This is a genomic window from Sporosarcina sp. PTS2304 (genome assembly GCF_003351785.1).
GTDB lineage: Bacteria > Bacillota > Bacilli > Bacillales_A > Planococcaceae > Sporosarcina.
In genome coordinates this window covers 3,192,415-3,211,408 of sequence record NZ_CP031230.1, presented here as the reverse complement: position 1 = coordinate 3,211,408, position 18,994 = coordinate 3,192,415, and the positions used below count along the sequence as shown (strand labels likewise).

Genomic DNA, 18,994 nt, shown 5'->3' with positions numbered 1-18,994 from the left:
ACTCTTTTACGAACGATTTAAAAAGGATTCAAAAACAGCGGAAAGAATGTCCATAAACGTATTAAAACACTTTACGAACGTTCATTAATTTGCATACACTTTTACGAAATGTTTTTAGGTATAATAAGAGAAAAGAATCTTTTTCGAGGTGAATTATGGAACAACGCAAATTTGGTTACATACGCGTCAGCAGCAAAGATCAAAAAGAAGATCGGCAATTGGAAGCTATGAAAAGATTGGGTATTAATGAACGCGATATTTATTTGGATAAGCAAAGCGGAAAAAACTTTGAACGTGTAAACTATCAATTGCTTAAAATGATTATCCGAAAAGGCGACATTTTGTATATCCATTCGCTGGATCGATTTGGTCGAAACAAAGAAGGAATCCTACAGGAATGGAATGACCTTACGAAAAATATTGAAGCAGATATTGTGGTGTTAGATATGCCATTACTCGATACGACACGATACAAAGATAATATGGGGACATTTATTGCAGATTTGGTTCTGCAGATTCTTTCATGGATGGCTGAAGAGGAACGAGAACGCATCCGGAAACGGCAGCGTGAAGGAATCGATTTGGCCTTAAAAAAAGGTGTTCGATTTGGCAGACCAACAGTTCATGTTACAGAGGAATTCAAAGAAGTTTATAAAAGGTGGAAATCCGGAGAACTAACAGCAGTGAAAGCCATGCAGGAAGCCCAAGTAAAAAAGACCAGCTTTTACAAGTTGGTTAAAGTACTCGAGAAAGAGATAGCAAAAACTTTATAATAGCAGAAACTCAATAAAAAGAAGGTCTACCAAAGTCAGTGAGTGAATTTAATAGTCCTTCTTTTTCATTTATACTCTTGTTATTTTTTTGATTACAGCTGAAAATCTTTGACTATTCTATACCGATTATTCAGGTGTGTAACTTTTAATATACTCATTCTTTATTTTTTTTTCATTGCTTACAAAACAAACACTGTGTCTCGCTCTTGTAAAAGCAACGTAATATGGGGCTCTAGATTTTAAATGTGTCTGAAAATCCCCAGATTTTAAAAATTTATTTAATGGACCATTACATAATATCAAAACTCGATCAAACGTAAGGCCTTTCGACTTTCTAAAATTCAATGGAAGGCTATCACCTTCAAATTTTGTTTTTCTATCATATCGCAATACTTGCGGCTTATATTTTGATATATAACTTCCAATTTCTTGGCTAGTAATATGAAATACACCATCATGTCCTGTTGCTTCCTTATTTAAAGATTTTGTTTTAGGCATCTCTGGATAAAGTAAATCTGCTAAATCACAAATTTCTTGATTGCTTCTATAACAATCTGTTTTATATCTAATTATACAAAGTCCTTTATCCTCCCACTCTTTAAAAAGGTTAAAGATATGCTCACCTTTTTTGTTCTTATTTTTGGCTGAATTATTGGTAAATAGTACCGCTTGTCGGTTATCGCCTACCACTATAATTTTAATTTTCGACTTAAATAGTTCAAATAGAAAATCTAAGTCATACCCAGCTAAATCTTGCACTTCATCAATCATAATTACGTCATATAAACTCTCTAGTCTTTTAATAATCGCTCGATTAGAGAGTCTGTTAACTTCCATGATAAAGTCGCACATTTTATCCGTATAAATATATTTCCCAGATCTAAAATAATATCTTTCAGTATGACTCTTTCTTACATAATTCGTAGATCGGCCAGTGACAAACTCGATGTTTTCAATTCTATTCTTATCATATAAAAAATTTTGATAAGGCCTTACACCATCGCTTAATAAAAATGAAAACCAAGTCTGAATCTTTACGTTGGAAGGAGTACATCCTGAGTCCTCAAAAAACTTCCTTTTTATTTCCTCAGAATTTTCAATAGTAAATGTGGTAATTAAAATTCTTTTATTTAACATTTTATTTGACTTACAAATTAGTTCACTTGTTTTTCCAGACCCGGCAGCAGCAATTATTACTTCGTTATTATATTGCATTTTCTATATACTTCGGTATCTTCAGAATTTCATCACTATCAAATAATTGCATCGCACACTCGCTTTTCTTACTTGGACTTGTCATATATTTTATTAACGCTTCTTCAGTAGGGTAATCAACGTCTAAAATTTTATTCAAAAAATCCACGCCATTTACTTTAACGAGCTGTGGCTCTAATGTTCTATAATTTTCATCAATACCGTAATTAATACTGATACTAGGGTGGTTTAAGTATCTTTCACCATATTTTTTAATTATATTCTTTTCAATATCACCATCATTATCCGTAATGACAGAAACATTCTTTGACAATTTATCGGCAATCTCCAAATACCGCTTAAACGAAAGACCTCTTATCGTAATTACATCCACTCCATTTTCAATTGGAAGTCTTCCATATTTTTGTGAATATGCTTTTTGAACTATCAATTCATCGGATGGCCCTTCTACTAAAATAGCCTTTTCGCTTAAAATTAATCGAAGAGTATCATAACCAGGAAGCTTTTTGAAATAATTATAAGTATCTTTATCAAGGTCTTTTAAAGTCATTGTATTACCCTTGTTCAGAAAAATAACGTGATCTAAACCGAGTTTATTCAAAACATAAGTGCTGTGAGTAGTAATTAATAATTGCTTTCCTACGCATTTCTCAGAAATCTGCTTAACCAATTTGCTCATGTTAGTATATGATAAATGAGTCTCAGGCTCTTCTATTAAAATAACATGCACATCTCCTAAGTTAGTTTCTAAGGATAGTTTTAATTTGATGGAATTTTGTTCACCTTTTCCGATTAAATCAAAAGGTATATCATCTAGATAAGCTGTTAAATGGCTTTCCCAGCCACTCTTTTGAGAAACGTCTAATGATATACTTAAACCTTTATCTGATATCTCTCCCGTCTTACTCGATAAGCTAGTATTGATATTTTTGATAGTATCTATGCTAGAAAAACTTTCTTTTAAGTCTCTGTAGTTCACGTTCAATGCTACTTTTTGTTTTAAATCCAATGTATTCCCAATAATACTGGAAATATATCTTTCTGTTCCATTCCAAGCTTTCCCTTCAGTGGCATCTATAAGCACACATTTTACGGGATTACTTCGAGTCGTCAATGGAGAAAAAGCAAATGAATACCATTTAACAGTATAATACTCGATAGGAATATTATTAATATCATTCGGATTTTTAATGTACTCTTTGTATTCTTCCGTGAACTCTTCATCCAACTCTATTGACAAACTAATTCCCCAGGTATCTTCTTTTAATGAGTTATTTGTTCCTTTCAAACTTGCTACTGTTTCATTTTCTTGAAAGTATACCTCTATTAGAATTTTTGGAGGTTCAACTGTCTTTTCATCTCGAAGAAAATTAAGATATGTGTTAACAGTTTTTCTATTAAAAATAAAAGGGGATATTTCATTATGTATACTTCTTTTGTTCAAATATGCAGTAAGTGCTAAGTTTATGGCTTCCAGTATTGTAGATTTTCCTTGCTCGTTATCCCCTACAATAATATTAATATCTTCATCAACATTTAGAGATAAAGATTCTATCGATTTAAAGTTTTTAATAATTACTTTTTCAATCATTTTGAACGACCTCCACCTCTTAAATACTCTTATTGTTCGTCTTATATCAAGAAAAAAACTAATATTAATAATAAAACCCTATTCCTTTTTAAATTCTTAAGTTTATTTCAGTTTTATATCTACAAATATTTATCTACAGTTACATCAGTTACTGTAAGATAATGCTGCACTAGCGTTTCTAGTGATTTATGTCCTGTTTGTTGAGCAATAGTTGGTAAATCTGCACCTGCTGCGTGCATGGCTACAACTTGGCTTTTCCTGAAATTGTATCCCGTAAGTCCCCCAGTCCACCGCTGCAGTGCTTTACAATAACCTATTTCACTAATAGCTGTGCTCTCATAGCGTCCATTCTTATATATTCTCCCTACAAAGTAATCGTCTGCTCTAAGACCGTATTCGTATATATAAAGCTCTATTGCATTGATTACGTCTTTCGTGAGCCGTTTAGTATGCCATCTTTTTTGCTTCTTCAAATAAACATGGACGGATCTGTTTTTTAAATCAAAATCTGATACTTTTAAACGAACCATTTCATTAGGTCGGTTAGCTGTTATAAGATTAACTAAACAAATTGCTTTAGCTCTTATCGGTAGCTTATTAAGAGTATCCATCAATTCTCTCTTATCGATGGCTGATTTCCCCCGAACCTGAATCAAATGAGCGTATTGATCTTCATGATACATTTTTCTCATCGCTGAAAGCTCGTATGCAACCCTAGCCAGTCCTTTAAATTCTATACTATGAACTACGCTTAGGTATTTTCTAATAGCTGACAGTCTACGTTCCCACGTAGTTTTCTTAATCTTTTGTTCGGTTAATGAGACATATAAATAATCAAGTAGAGCCTCTGTACCAACTATTTGATCCGTACTGGAACAGTATTCCTTGTACCTACGAATATCCCCTTCATATTGTCTTGGAATCTCTTCCATCTTTTTTTCAATACGAATTTTTCTATCATGGTAACGTTTTTGAGTCTCAAGTGTATCTTGATTCTTTGCTAATTTAAAATCTGACATAGTTTTTCCTCCCCAAGACTTTTCAAAATTATTCTAGGCTGGAATTTTCAGCAGATTGATTTTGAAAATAATTATGAGTCAAAACAAAAGAGGCAGGAAAGTAAATTAAAAACTTCTTTGCTACCTCTTATAAACGTCTGTTTTAATAGATAAAATAGTATTTTGTTTATAGAAACTAAAAAGGTGGATACCATAAAAGATAAGTCTGTGTATTGAATTACATTCATCGACTTTACATAGGGCAATGCACTCTTGCCACTACTTTCTTTTACGCAGAAGTAATACTCGTAGAAGATCCATCTCTAGCTCATAGAAATCTATCGACGGATCTATTAATTATTCTTAAGAAAGTAAACATGTTGCTCAAGTTTTTATAATATGGTAGTTTGTTTTTAAGTGCCAAATATATAGTACTTATTGTTTTAAGAAGTTTTTGTTTTTACATATCAAATTCATTTAAATCTACACCATCTAAAAGTTTTGTTTTAAAATCTTCTCTAAACTCTTGTTTTAGATCAGTGTCGGTTGAATAAAATTTGATACCGATCAAGCGCACACTGTCATTTTCCTCCAATACTTCTATATCACTTCTTGTCGACAATGATAACAAGAAATCTTGTTTCCATTGATCATGCTCACGTAGATTGTCTCCTTTAGGCTCCAAAAATACTTGATACGTGAAATCTGCATCTTTTAGATACAACAAGAAGTCTGGCATAAACCCTCTTGTACCACCAATCTCCACAACTTTTACTTTTCTTTCGTTTCGTATTAAATATACATCCTCATAGCGGTCTCTTAAGCTATCTATATAATCATTCACAAAATCAATCATATCGCTTTCCCAACCATTTACTATTGCTTGGTCATAAATATACCAATCATGATTCCTCATAGTTCGAGCACGAACTTTCTCTTGTACCTTTCCAGACCCTTTATTTACTTTATTCATATTGATTACATAATCGTCTATATACTTTGAAAGTGCTACTCCTTCGAATATAGGAGTTCCCCACTCTTTCATATAGTTTGAACGAATATTTTTTTCAGCGTATGAAAGGTAACGTTCAACTATAGTAAGTTTTTCTTTCGGTGATAAATCAATTGCATTAATACCTAAGGGTAGAGATAAATTGATTTTTAAATTCCCAAGAAAATTTTCACTCTCTATAAAATCTTTAATGCTAGTTATGCTTGGCACATAATATTTCAAGTTACTGAATCTATAAAATTTGTTTCTTTGCAATGCTTTTTGTAGGATTGATCTTGAAATTTCCATTTGAATTTCATGTCTTTTCGTTCCGCTGGTAGTAGTTTCTCCAGACAAATATTGTTGTTCTACAGCTGTTTCATACGAGACATCATATACTTGTGACACTGTATAATCATTTAATGATTTGTAATCTTCGGCCGATGTAGGAACTAGTTTATTAATATATATTTTCCCATTTTTAAAGAAGTCCATTTTTCTAATTTTAGGTTTTATTTTAGCTTCATAACGAGTATATTGATCTTCGTTAATTTGAATATTAGCTGTTTCTAATGACTTCTCTAAATTTTTTATATAAGAATTTTCATTAATTGTATGATAGTGAAGGGTTTCAATCACTTTTAAATCACTATCAGCGTAATCGAATCGCCGAGTATATGAACGTTCTTCTTCGACTATAAATGGATAATAGCGAGCTCCACGACCAATTAGTTGAGCTTCACTATCTGTAGTAGTTTTAGTACTTGTAGCTCCTTCACTAATCCGAATTATATCGAAAAGATTCAATACATCCCAGCCTTCATTTAATTTCGCTACAGCAAAGATAGCACGAACAGGGTTATCTCTGTTTTCTAAAGTATTCAACAACAAGGCATTGCCTTCTGATAGAAATGCCGCATCATTGGCATTTAAAAGTGTTTGACTTCTAAACTCCCATTGTAAATCTCGTATGACTTGGACTAAATTTTTTCTTCTATAGTATTCAAACATTTTGTGCCAGATACTTTGTTCATTTTCGTAAAGAATAATTCCTTTTTCAACAGTCGATTGCAATTGCTCGATTGTTAGATTTTCTACCATATTGAGAAAATTATTATGAGCCTCTAATGAAATTGATATCTTATTTGATTTAAATAAAATTATGGGCTTTAAATCAATACCATTATCTTTAGCAATATATTTACGATATTGACTTAATAGCATACCTAAGAACATTTTCTGACTGTCTTCCTCGTTTGCTCTTAGTAAAACTACATTTTTTGAATAACCCTGTTTCATAAATCTCTTTAAATCGTACTGAAAGACAATTTTGTTTTGGTATTTTTCAAATAATGCATCGTTCCTCAAATCAATTGTTGCAGTATATTCAACTAACCTATTCGATGGATGAAGCTTCAATATATTATTAACTGTATTCTCCCAAGTCCTCTCTTGCATTTCCTTGGTATTTAATGTCCTCTTGTCATTTCGGGTCAGTGCATTAATATGGTGAGCTTCATCAGCTAGCAAGACAAGATCACTTTCTTTTAGTGTCTCAAAAGTTAATCCATTTTCACGGGGATTAGTTAAATCCATGTGCAGTTTTTGTATGGTAGTAAGTTTAAGATATATAGTGTTATCGGCTGGGAGTGCTGGGAAAACATCGACTACCTTAATAGATATAGGATTTCCATCAATAGTAATACCATTACTATTGAATAAATATTTTGTCGATCCCATATTAGTTAAGTTATCTATTGTTTTTTTTATAATTGCATCACTATTAACAAAGAATATAAAGTTTTGATGGCCTTGTTCTTTATACAAATAGAGAATGGTTGATGCTAAAACCAATGTCTTGCCGGAACCAGTCGCCATATGAAAGAGCAAATGATTATAAGCTAAATCTGCTGCATCTAATCTTTGTGTATAAATGAAATGACGTAACGCTTCTTCTTGATAAGGACGTAGCTTATGACTAAGGTTGTTTATAATATAGTCTGGAATTTCAAAGAGTACATTTCCTTGCGCAATTTCACTTAAATCATGGAGTGATCGATGAAGTTTGGAATGAAGAATCTCATTACTCACGATTCGTCATCTCCCTTTTTCTGATTATTATAGAAATCATTATTAAATTCTCTCACAGATTCAGTAATTTTAAATTGAGTATCGTCTATTTCCGAGTAACTTAAGTACATTTGATTTGCATCTAAACTCTTTATTAAAAGAGCCTGCTGCTCTTCCAACGATAAAGAAGCGAATCGATCATCGTAGAAGTTTAAGTTATCAATATTGAGTCTATAATCCAGGAAAGCATTTTCTTTAAGCACATTAATGATTTCTTCTACATTCTCTTTTGTTTTAGCTGTATTAATCATATTAATATATTCTGCATTTAGCTTACATAATTCTGCATAAATAAAACTGCCACCACCGTTCCAGTCAACTTGTTTAGAAATACCGCTTCGATCACCGTTTATCACATTTTTTAAGCGGGTTAAGGTTGTGCCTTCAATATAATCCATTTGTTCAATGCCTATATAACGTCGCCCTGTTTTATGTGCTACAGCACAGGTTGAACCACTTCCCAAAAAGAAGTCGAGAACAATATCTTCTTTCTCTGTCTCAAGCTCTATTATTCTCTTAAGCAAGTTCTCAGGTTTTTTGCCTCTTCTAAGGTCTACCCCACCTTCATTTGCTAAGTCTGCTTTAGGAATTGATCCATGTGTCCAAAATTGAGATAGCTTATTTGTTTTAAAAATTTCATTTTCCTCAATTAAAGCCGAGTCTTTTAACCAAGCAAATACTTGCTGATTTAGATAGTATGCTGTTACCCATTCACCTTTATTTTTACCCCTTGACACCTTATAATCTGCTGAAAATAAACCTTCATTACATAAACTGAGAATTCTATTCTGAAACTCATTTTCTTTTTGAACACTGGTATTCCTAAATACTTTATCAAAATTAGCTATATACTCTTCTCTAATTTCTCCTTCTCTTTCTTTGAATGACCTTAAAGAAATTGTTCCAATATCATAATTTTCATGTTTATAAATTATTACTTCTTCTTTTGTAGAAGGAGCTACAAACCTGTCTACTTCAACACGTGTACCGATTTTATTTAAAATTTTATTGTATCTTGTCATATCTTTCTTTTCTAAACTGACTAATCCTCTGTCGTTAAATATTGTGTGTTTGTCTTTGTTTTTTGCATAGACTAAAATCGATTCATGAGTGTTCACTAAGAAAGAACCTCCTTGTCCTAACCCTGATACTCCTGATCTTTCATACGCTATTTGCGCTAAGAAGTTTTCTCTATAAAACAGCTCGTCTAAAATAACTTTCAAATAAGCTGCTTCGTTATCATCAATTGATATGTATATAGCACCCTCGTCTGCAAGTAAGTCTCTAGCAACTTCTAATCTATTTCTCATGAAAGTAAGCCATGTCGAATGATTAAATCGGTCATTATAACGAAATCCATCATTTCCAGTATTATAAGGAGGATCAATATATATAAGTTTTACTTGACCCGCATATTTTTCTTTTAAGGTATGTAAAGCAATTAAGTTATTTCCCTTGATAACCAGATTATCTTCAGCAGTAAACTTGGTAATTGAAGATTCTCCTGTTTCATCATACTTTCTTACATTCGTTAGTACTTTAGGAGAAAGTAAAGAATCAATTTCTTCTTTTGCTAAAACATTGTGATAGAAAACTTCATTCTTACCTATGTCTTCTTTAGTCATCCCAGCTTCTAATATGCAATCCTTATGCGGAAAATCCAATACTACATCGGTATTATATTTCAAGTATTTGTTGTCACTTGTTAATCCGATATCATTGCTGAAATTTGTATAACTATTGTTCCAATAGTTCTTATATCGAAGCATACCTATAAATTCTTCAATCTTAAAGATAGTATTGTTTTTAAACTCTATAGAATAAAAGTCCTTAATTAGCTCATTCGCTAATAAACTTTCTATTAAGTCAACTTTATATTCTCTTAGATCCTCTATAACTTTAGACTTTAATAAATTCTCTCCTTCCCAATATATTGGGAATTTTAACAAAGCAGCTTTTATCTCTTCTAATAATTTAGTTTCCAATTAATATTCCTCCATCTAAATTCTCTATTTTATTACTCTATCTAACATATAATGTAGCAACTATTTAAAGCAAATGATATATAAATCCAGTATCTGTATATCTTGTTACACAAAAACTATCTATATACTTTTTACTTCCCAAAATGATTCGTTAATAATAGATACCAACAATCCTCTACTGTCTTAACTTATAAGCAACATGCTAAAAAATCAATTACGGAAAGTACTTCTATAGTCGAAGTACCGTCATATAGTTTTCTCTTCACTACTCTTTTCATTTAATCTATAAATATTTCTAATACTATTTTTCTTTAAGAATGTGCTATAATTCATCTTCGTATATTGTATTACATTTTCCGACCTAAGATTCCATTCAAACCACAGTAACAGAGTTGCCTATATAAACGATCTCATATTAGCACTCAGGTCGTCAACAGAAATTACACTAATTATATTTCAACTAAAAAACGAATCATCCATTTCGGATAATTCGTTTTTATGTCAGTAGATAGTTGGTGGACAGCCAATACAACTTATCATAAATTCTAGTGCTGTCATACTGTGAAAGTTTTTTATAAAATTCAGTGCATCAACTGGTTCTTGGAACATAAATGATTCTATGCCATGATCAACTTCGCCATCAATGAGTAAGTAAAGATATACAAAGATAGGACCTTCCTGTTCTCCACTCATATTATCACCTAAAATTAACACTGCACGTGATTTATCTGTTGGATCGAAAACAGTACATACAAATTCTTCTCCTTGTAAATTTAAAGTTGCATCGAAATTTATATCGTTCCTCTCCTCTCTATTAAATGATTTAGTTCAATTCACTCTAATATACTAAAATATTAAATATTCATAGAAGAATAATTTCAATTTTCTTACCGTAAATAATCATTGGTGATCTACTATTCTTACCTGATATGAAATCGATATCAGTCATATTAGAGTTTTCTTCACTAATTCTCATGCCTCTGCAACGTTTGGAAACGTTCTTGTATCTATACTACAGTCAACTTCATTATCAATAGACATGTAGAAGTATAGATAAGCGACTCTCCTTTCAATTTATTTACTAAGAACCTTATTCGACACAATAAATTAAAAACCTTTAATTTATTAAAATATTCAGACTTTTATATAAATATTAGTTTTTCTTACTGGTTTACATAAATTTAAAATGACAGTCTTTGTTAGTCAAGAAATGCAACACTTTACTTTTCATCTGATACTATACCAATTGAAATAGTATTTGTGACACACGGGTACTATTTACAAAAACAACATAGAATCTATGACACATAACATTTAAGTCCAATTTTCTTATTAGCTTCCTTTAGTCGAGAGGTTTTATTACTAGATGATGTATATATTGCTTTATTTGATCTTATATAATTGTTAGATAATTATTTAGAATTGTCATAGTAATAGCGATAACATTTTTATAACTTCATCTATACATACTTTAACGACCTATTTTTTATCCTTCGCATATCTATTTTTAGAAGCTACATTAAACATAAATGATTAGTAGTGTATTACTAAAGAGCAGTATACTACAGATATTATGATATATTCTTAGTATTCAATCGAGTATTATTTTAGTACGAAATAGATAACACTATTTAGAAAGAGGTTGTAACATATGAATCTAAAACAACAACGTAAGGAATTTGCAGATTGGATGTCTAAACAATTGAGCAACCATAACAAGCCATATAAAAGTGGAACTATTAATGCATATGCGACAGCTATCGCAACTGCTCCTTCAAGATTAATTGGTTTGAAAGAGGAAATACCTTCGCTTTATTCGATCAAGGACTCAACCGAGTTCGATAGAGTCAGGAAAGTCATTTATGCCGCTCCAAATTATAAAGAAGTTAATATTGCAGCAGGAAACCAAGCATTCTATCACGGGATGGAAAAATATTCAGAGTTTCTAAAAGAACAAGAAACAGGTATCTCTAAAAATCGTACGATAATAAACCCACCTATATCACCAAAACCTGATATACCAAAAATACCGAATTTACAACCTAAACAAAATCTAGGAGACAACCTAATCCTCTACGGTCCACCTGGAACAGGGAAAACATACAATACAACAGCCTATGCCGTAGCCAAAATTGAAGGCGTTCCCTATTCAGAAATCGCACATCAGATTCAAAAATATAGCTATGAAGCGATACGGAATCGTTTTGAATATTTTACGTCAACTGGACAAATTATGTTCACGACGTTTCATCAATCATACAGCTATGAGGAATTCATCGAAGGCATTAAACCTGTCATGCAAGATACAGAAGAGACATTGACCTACGAGTTAAAAAAAGGGCTGTTTCAAGAGTTTTGTGATCAGGCGAGGAAACATAGCGACCAACATTATGTATTTATCATCGATGAGATCAACCGAGGCAATATTTCTAAAATATTTGGGGAGCTCATTACATTGATCGAGCCTTCTAAACGATTAGGGCAACGTGAGGAAATTACTCTACAACTCCCCTATTCACAAAATACGTTTGGAGTTCCGAGCAATGTTACGATATTAGCGACTATGAATACAGCCGATCGTTCCATAGCTAGATTGGATTCAGCTCTCAGAAGAAGATTTCAGTTTATCGAACTGCTTCCGAATCCCGCGTTGCTAGAATCTATTGAACTGGAACAGATCGATTTTAAAGCGTTATTACATAAGATCAATACACGCATTGAAGCACTGTATGACAGAGAACGTACGATAGGACATGCGTATTTCATGCCATTGCTGCAAGATCCTACGATGGAACGGCTAGCAGACCTATTCAAAAATGCGATCATTCCTCTATTACAAGAGTACTTTTACGAAGACTATGAAATGATTCAGTTGATCCTCGGAGATTATGGAAAAGATACTGCACTGCAATTCATCAAAGAACGCTCCATCCATCCAATCGATCTATTCGGCACGACTCTTCCTACTCATATGGAAGAGAAAACATTATACGAGATCAATGACGCAGCATTTTTACATCCAGCAGCGTACCGGAGTATATATGAATAAGCGGCTGACAGTAAAAGAGTTCGACAGCTTCACAAGAAATCTTTCAGTCGATCATGCCAACTATCATATGCTAGATGATGTGACATTTGATCTGCTAGAACAATTCATTTTAGACAGCACTGCGATTTCTGAGACATCCGACGATATAGCGTCTTTCCTGTCTATAGGAAACGTCAAAGGGATAGGGAAAGTCATTCGTACCAAAAATTACGTAGGTGTATTGAAACTGAAAAATGGTACAGAAATTGAGATTTTGCCGAAAATTCATTCCCCGGCTTCTGATCTATCCGAAGAAGAAACGAAACGAGTCTTTCTTACTATGCTTATGCATTTGCCTAATTTGCCGTTTAAAAAATTTACTATGGCCAACTTACAACTTGCTGATCATCATGTATTGGAACTATTCATCCAAATGTTTCTTACAGAAGTTAAGTGGCTACTGACTCGCGGACTGAAATCAGACTATCAAGCATTTGCGGGAAATGAAGTGTATTACAAAGGAAAACTGAATATTACACAACATATTCGTTATAACTTAGCACATAAAGAAAGATTCCATGTAACGTACGATCAACTGGATCTTAACCGCACAGAAAATCGGCTGATTAAAACAGCTTTGCTTCATATACAAACCAAAACGTCTCATTCGATGAATAAAAAAGATATCAAATCGGCCCTACAATTTTTCGATCAAGTAGAGACAATCTACAATCCGAATGATGCATTCTCTACCCTGACCAATGATAGAAATATGAAAGACTACCGTACCGTGCTGGAATGGTGCAAAGTCTTTCTGCAAAATAAAAGCTTTACTACATTTTCCGGTACGAGCGTCGCCTACGCACTTTTATTTCCTATGGAGAAAGTATACGAGGCCTACATTGCCGGCGTTTTAAAACGAACTATGGATAATAGGATATATGCGATATATACACAAGATCGGACACATTCACTATTCGATGTACCAAAACGTTTCGCATTACGACCAGACATTGTCATTGAGCACAACGAGAAGTGCATCGTGTTAGATACAAAATGGAAAATCTTGAAGAATGATCTACGCAGCAATTACGGAATTTCCCAAGCAGACATGTACCAAATGTTCGCCTACCATCATAAATACGATGCGGAATGCGTGATTCTCGTCTATCCATGGAATAACGGCTTTCCTGTGCAATCGGAGCCTATACAATTTTCAAGTCACGATTCCGTCATCATGTATATTTTCTTCATTAATTTGTATGAGATAGAAAAATCTATGAACCATCTAGCCGAGCTAGTGTCTAAAAAGTTCGCGTGATCTGTTGAAGTGGCGTGTGTCGATTACGGTATTCCGAGAAAGAGGTTTGACATGACTAACTATTCTCCATTTCGCAAAATTCAAGCAAAAGAACAAGTATTTATTGAAACTAGAATACGGGTTGCCGATGAATTGGAAAGTTTTCGTTTGTATGCGGAATATTTGACTGTGAAAGACGGCAAATCGAAAGGCGATAGTGGTAAAGCGCGATCTTATGCTGGCTACTTGATTCGTAGCATCATTTTTTTCGAAGAGATTTTTGATGCTGTCTTCCCTGCGTTCGAGTCAATCGATGCATATCATGCAGTGGAACAGCTTAGGAACATTCCGAGCTACAAAAGCTTTAACGCAGCTGAAGGCAGTTTTCTAAATGCCGCCATCAATTGTTTCCAATCTTACATCATCCATCGCAATTCGCTGCAAGAACATCCGATTGATCGTGCAGTAGACGAGTACTTTTACTCTACGAAGCAATCAGAGCTGATCTTGGATTTACCTGTCATTTCCGAGGCAACGGAGCGCTATGGGAAAGTACAAATTGCTGGAAGACAGGCTTATCCCCGCAACATAAAAGAAACAATAAAATCAAAAAGCGCTCATCGATGGCGTTGCGAAATGGATCAAAACCACAAAACATTCACTGATCAAAATTCCAGACCATACGTAGAAGGCCATCATCTGCTACCAATGGCCACACAAGACTTATTCCATAATACAATTGACTTTGCAGAAAACATCGCTTGTTTATGCCCTACTTGTCATCGTCAAATTCACTACGCTATCAAAGATGAAAAATTACCACTGGTAGAAACATTGTATGAGCGAAGGAAGCACAAATACGAACAGTTTGGAATCCTGATCCAAAAAGATGAATTGCTTTCATTTTACGGTATTCTGTAATCATTTCACATTCCGTCTTTCCAACAGTACCAGAGTGTGTACAATGCGATAGTACCCAATGTACTCACTCTGACATTCAAGACAACACTCCAAACACCCTCACTATCCATACGCATCAACCGAATCCACCGCCCTCTCCTCATTCATTCCAATATAGCAACCGGGGTACACAACCGTATGTCGCCTATTACCTTTTGCTTACTAGATAGACAGCTATGCATAAAAGGTGGACAACTTTTTTAAAAATAAATAAAAAGAGATCACGTCGAGTGGCAACTCGACAATATGTTTTATGTTTTATAGTTCTTAAGTTCTTAAGTTCTTAAGTTCTTAAGTTATTGGTCTCGTCAATGTGGCAAGATGGGTCTCGTCAATGTGGCACGTCCACATCGTCAAAGTGGCAAGATGGATCTCGTCAATGTGGCACGTCCACATCGTCAAAGTGGATCTCGTCAATGTGGCTACAGTTATTTATGTACAGCGAACATCGTGTGAACCTATTTTTTACAATGAATATGTACGGGAAAATAGAGTCTAAAAAGAAAAAACCTTTTTTTTCACCTATATAGTGATTTTTTACGGAAAGTATACAGCTGAGGGAAAAATTCGTGGCGGCAGTTTCAAAAAGGCATGGACAGCATGATACGTAAAGTTCGTCATTTGATCCGAATATGGCGCTGCATTGCATGTATTTTTGGCATCCATTCGTTTACTCGAAGCCCATCGCTTGAGAGGCAGTAGTCCACATAATCATCGTCAACGAAATAATAAGCCACACTGTATTAGCTGTCGTTTTTTCCTCGTGTTTGACCTTTTTCATTATCGAAACCAAATTCATACAAAAAACTGTGCACCAAATGGGCATGAAGCACCAGCCGATCCAAAACAAAAACAACAATAAAAAATTCATAGTTTCACCTTCTTTTAGTTATATATCACACGCATTGTTCATACAAGTTCTACACTTCAGTAAACGAATAGTATTGGCACTATTTGAGCAAATATTTTTTTCGCTATGGTGGAAGCGTTCGTCAAATTGTCCTTGATGCTTTATAGGCTATTTGCGTTATTCATTACTGAGTTACCACAACATATCCAATCCAACCAATCATGATGATAACAGGCACAATCAGCAAAACGGATAGCCACATAATATTTTTCTTAAGCGCTACAGCTGAACCGAGATAAAAGAAAGGCAAAACGATCCCCCACCATCTAAATAGCGGTGTAGCAGCTAAATAAAGCGAAAAAGGAATGAGTAAAACAAAGGAAATTACGAGAAACAGTGGCTTTTTCATACTTAGAGCCACAACAGAAAAAATAATAGAAGCAATCATAAACGGCCAAAACAAGAGAACCATAGTTCACCCTCCTTTTTTTGAAACACTGATGATTTGTTTCCTAATTACTTTAACAGTTTTCTCTAACCTTCACGCTTCTGTTTTAGTATCTATCTCTCTTTTTCTAACATCAGAAATTGTCTTTACAGCCACAATTAAAAAGAGAACAATAAACCCCGCTTTGAATCCTATTGCCCAATTCCATATGAAAGCCGAGAAAATGACTCCACATGTTAATGCTATATGGTATAGAACTTTATAAGACCTTTTTGAAAAAACATCTATTATAAAAAACATAATGAATAGAATCATACATATATTTCGTAAAACTTCAAACAGAGCGCTCCAATCCATCTTTTAACCTCATTTCACAATATGGGCCAATTGCGGTATGAACACGATTCTTTTTACGCAATCAGCGTCCGTTTGCTGTGAAGAAATTTTTACTCCGTAATAATGATTACATTTTCTGCTACTTGCTTTTGGTCAGGAGAATTCGGGTTTTCAATTAAATCAAAAGACACTTTCTGACCTTGCTTAAGATATCTGAATTCGTTCGGAAATACTTCTTCATTAGGTGAAATCGAGCTAAAATGAACAAAAACGAGATTTCCATCCTCACCGTCAAGCATAATACGACCATAACCCTTTTCTTCTTTAAACCACTTAACAATTCCCTCTCGTTTCATATCTGTCCGACCTCCAATTTCCGCTTATTTAAGTGATCTGGACACATCATTCACACTGAAATCGCGCCCTATAACTGAATAATCCTTCTTAAATTTTTCCATTTTTAATCCAATGCTTGATACGGAGGCTACCTAATACTGAACCTACGAAAAGCACAAATAAATTAAATATCCAAAGTGATGTCATACCAATCTCTTGAATCCCTTTTATATTTATTGTCACAAATATCAAAGCACCTATAAACATTAGGTAAATAAAAATATTTGGAACAATCCACGCAACCCTTAATTTCGTGTTCTTCAAATGATTCCTCCTAAATGTTATAAATTCTTAGATTAAATTATCATAGTTTATACAACGATATGGCCCTATTGTAGCACTACGTTGTACGACAATCGCGCCCGATAGCTAGATAGTGGTTTGAAACCGTTGATCTGCGCTGCAACCGGACGCTTTCTGGAGGGCGGGCGGTGAACCACACCCCTCGCTTCGCTCGCTGGGTGTTTCACCTGTCCCGCTGATCCTCCCAGAGTCGCCGGTTTCCGCTCCGATCAACTAAGTTACTACGAATAAATCATGTAACGCAATCGCGCCCGATTATCGAAGTTGCTTATCTTTCATTTGTTCATTTCTAAGTGCTTTAAAATTTAGATAAATAGTATAGCCAACAGCTATGATCAAAAGTATAATTCCATATCCAATCTCTAAATCTAGCCAATACGTAGATATAAATACCGTTATAGAAACAATAATAATTAACAGTAAGCTAGACCGATGAAATTTGTCCATTGTGTCTCCTCCTAACCCTAAATTGTTTCTAATAATCTGGTCTCATTATTGAATAGGGTGTAGATCTCTTATACAAGAATCGCACCCTTTTCTGGAATAAGAAAAATCGGGAGGTTCTAAAGAAACTCTCCCGATTATTGAACTATTACTACCAATTGATTAATTCTATTTATCCTGCTTTATCAGTTCTTCAATTTCCTGATTCATTTCTTCTAACACATCAGGACCTTTTTTAAAGATGTTTTCTGCCGATGGTTTGTAAAAAAGATCATTTAATTTTCTTGAATAATCTGGGGCAATTTCGCTTATTTTAATAAACACATCTTTATCTATTTTCCCTGCATCTTCTTGAATTTCAGAAAACAATTGACGAAGTTCATCTATTGATTCCGATAGGGTATTATCTCTATCATCAATATCTTCAATCTTTTCTATATTTACTGATGCAACACTTAATTCCCTATTTATAATCTGTAGGGAATTTTTAAAAAGACTTAATTCTTCCTCTGTAAATTCATCACTATACAATTCAAAAGTGTCAGGAATCGAATTAAGCATTACAGTAGTTGTTAGAAATTCAACGTCCTTCGAAAGTTGTGTAAGATAAATTGTATTGCGGGTCTTTGATTCCTCATTTTTTTCATTCCATAAATATATAGCAGCTATTAATAAAATAAAAATAACCAGCAATGTAATATAGCGTCTTTTCACTTATACACCCCCAAAATTATTTACTTGGTATTTCACTTTAACCATAGCCCTTTTTAATCAATCTGGCCCGATTGCAGCACTACGTTGTACGACAATCGCGCCCTGATTGCTTAATGTTTTAAGCTTCTTTAAATTGATTTTGTACCTGAATAAGAACATATTTTTTAGTCCACATTTGAGTTGTAACGGTTAACTGTTCATCATCTTTTTCAAAGAAAAGACCAGAACCCATTTTATCTTTAAACTCCCAACCCTTCGTACTAATCATTTTTTTAATATTTTCATCAACTGTTAAAATGCCGTCTTCTTCATTTTTTGTGATGTACCAAATAGATTTATCATCTTTTGCAATCTCTACTATCTTTTCATCAGACTTATTTAGTTTTTCGATTGTTTCTCTTGCGGATAGGCTATCAACTGGCAAGGATGGATAATATGATTTATTTACAAATATAAAAACAGCTGCAATAACTATAACTATACTCAAGATAATCCCAATTCTTTTCATACATTATCCCCCTGAAAGCTTCAT

General features: G+C 33.7%; 17 protein-coding genes. 4 read left to right on the top strand and 13 right to left on the bottom strand.

Annotated features, from left to right (window positions below; genetic code table 11):
* The first annotated feature begins 155 nt into the window (after positions 1 to 155).
* Entirely contained in the window at positions 156 to 773 is a 618-nt protein-coding gene (locus tag DV702_RS15425; RefSeq protein ID WP_099693663.1) for a recombinase family protein, read from the top strand.
* Between the two features lie 126 nt (positions 774 to 899).
* On the opposite strand, the gene DV702_RS15420 is transcribed toward DV702_RS15425, so the two are convergent.
* The 5 genes from DV702_RS15420 to DV702_RS15400 form a co-directional block, all read right to left on the bottom strand.
* Complete coding sequence (locus DV702_RS15420; RefSeq protein ID WP_114925547.1) at positions 900 to 1,988, bottom strand: UvrD-helicase domain-containing protein; 1,089 nt, start codon at positions 1,986 to 1,988, stop codon at positions 900 to 902.
* Positions 1,978 to 3,579 (bottom strand): ATP-dependent nuclease, encoded by a 1,602-nt coding sequence (locus DV702_RS15415; RefSeq protein ID WP_114925546.1) that lies wholly within the window; start codon positions 3,577 to 3,579, stop codon positions 1,978 to 1,980. The genes DV702_RS15420 and DV702_RS15415 overlap by 11 nt, the downstream gene beginning before the upstream one ends.
* A 119-nt stretch (positions 3,580 to 3,698) precedes the next feature.
* The gene (locus DV702_RS15410) at positions 3,699 to 4,598 is read right to left on the bottom strand and encodes a tyrosine-type recombinase/integrase (RefSeq protein ID WP_114925545.1); all 900 of its coding nucleotides are present in this window, start codon (positions 4,596 to 4,598) and stop codon (positions 3,699 to 3,701) included.
* A 439-nt stretch (positions 4,599 to 5,037) separates the two neighbouring features.
* Positions 5,038 to 7,659: a DEAD/DEAH box helicase family protein gene (locus DV702_RS15405; protein WP_114925544.1), complete on the bottom strand. Its 2,622-nt coding sequence runs from the start codon at positions 7,657 to 7,659 to the stop codon at positions 5,038 to 5,040.
* Positions 7,656 to 9,683, bottom strand: a complete 2,028-nt coding sequence (locus tag DV702_RS15400; protein WP_114925543.1) for a site-specific DNA-methyltransferase — start codon at positions 9,681 to 9,683, stop codon at positions 7,656 to 7,658. The genes DV702_RS15405 and DV702_RS15400 overlap by 4 nt, the downstream gene beginning before the upstream one ends.
* A gap of 1,651 nt (positions 9,684 to 11,334) precedes the next feature.
* Between DV702_RS15400 and DV702_RS15390 the strand changes: the two genes are divergently transcribed.
* From DV702_RS15390 to DV702_RS15380, 3 genes are read left to right on the top strand one after another with little or no spacing between them, the layout of a single operon-like run.
* Positions 11,335 to 12,732 carry an McrB family protein gene (locus DV702_RS15390; protein ID WP_114925541.1) on the top strand — a complete coding sequence of 466 codons (1,398 nt, stop codon included), beginning with the start codon at positions 11,335 to 11,337 and terminating at the stop codon, positions 12,730 to 12,732.
* On the top strand, positions 12,725 to 14,032 hold the full coding sequence (locus tag DV702_RS15385; protein ID WP_162805834.1) for an McrC family protein: 1,308 nt from the start codon (positions 12,725 to 12,727) through the stop codon (positions 14,030 to 14,032). Before DV702_RS15390 ends, DV702_RS15385 begins: the two co-directional genes overlap by 8 nt.
* Positions 14,033 to 14,083: 51 nt before the next feature.
* The gene (locus DV702_RS15380; protein ID WP_114925539.1) at positions 14,084 to 14,932 is read left to right on the top strand and encodes an HNH endonuclease; all 849 of its coding nucleotides are present in this window, start codon (positions 14,084 to 14,086) and stop codon (positions 14,930 to 14,932) included.
* 709 nt (positions 14,933 to 15,641) lie between these two features.
* Here DV702_RS15380 and DV702_RS15375 read toward each other — a convergent pair.
* The 8 genes from DV702_RS15375 to DV702_RS15340 form a co-directional block, all read right to left on the bottom strand.
* On the bottom strand, positions 15,642 to 15,842 hold the full coding sequence (locus DV702_RS15375; protein ID WP_114925538.1) for a hypothetical protein: 201 nt from the start codon (positions 15,840 to 15,842) through the stop codon (positions 15,642 to 15,644).
* A 163-nt stretch (positions 15,843 to 16,005) separates the two neighbouring features.
* Positions 16,006 to 16,293, bottom strand: coding sequence for a hypothetical protein (locus DV702_RS15370; protein WP_114925537.1), 288 nt, complete (start codon positions 16,291 to 16,293; stop codon positions 16,006 to 16,008).
* Between the two features lie 69 nt (positions 16,294 to 16,362).
* Positions 16,363 to 16,626: a hypothetical protein gene (locus tag DV702_RS15365; protein WP_114925536.1), complete on the bottom strand. Its 264-nt coding sequence runs from the start codon at positions 16,624 to 16,626 to the stop codon at positions 16,363 to 16,365.
* An 89-nt stretch (positions 16,627 to 16,715) separates the two neighbouring features.
* The gene (locus DV702_RS15360) at positions 16,716 to 16,961 is read right to left on the bottom strand and encodes a cold-shock protein (RefSeq protein ID WP_114925535.1); all 246 of its coding nucleotides are present in this window, start codon (positions 16,959 to 16,961) and stop codon (positions 16,716 to 16,718) included.
* Positions 16,962 to 17,049: 88 nt separating this feature from the next.
* Entirely contained in the window at positions 17,050 to 17,265 is a 216-nt protein-coding gene (locus DV702_RS15355; protein ID WP_240315645.1) for a hypothetical protein, read from the bottom strand.
* Positions 17,266 to 17,559: 294 nt separating this feature from the next.
* A complete protein-coding gene (locus tag DV702_RS15350) occupies positions 17,560 to 17,751 on the bottom strand; it encodes a hypothetical protein (protein ID WP_114925533.1) in 192 nt (63 codons plus the stop codon).
* Between the two features lie 165 nt (positions 17,752 to 17,916).
* Positions 17,917 to 18,462, bottom strand: coding sequence for a hypothetical protein (locus DV702_RS15345; protein WP_114925532.1), 546 nt, complete (start codon positions 18,460 to 18,462; stop codon positions 17,917 to 17,919).
* A 118-nt stretch (positions 18,463 to 18,580) separates the two neighbouring features.
* A complete protein-coding gene (locus DV702_RS15340) occupies positions 18,581 to 18,970 on the bottom strand; it encodes a hypothetical protein (RefSeq protein ID WP_114925531.1) in 390 nt (129 codons plus the stop codon).
* Between the last annotated feature and the right edge of the window lie 24 nt (positions 18,971 to 18,994).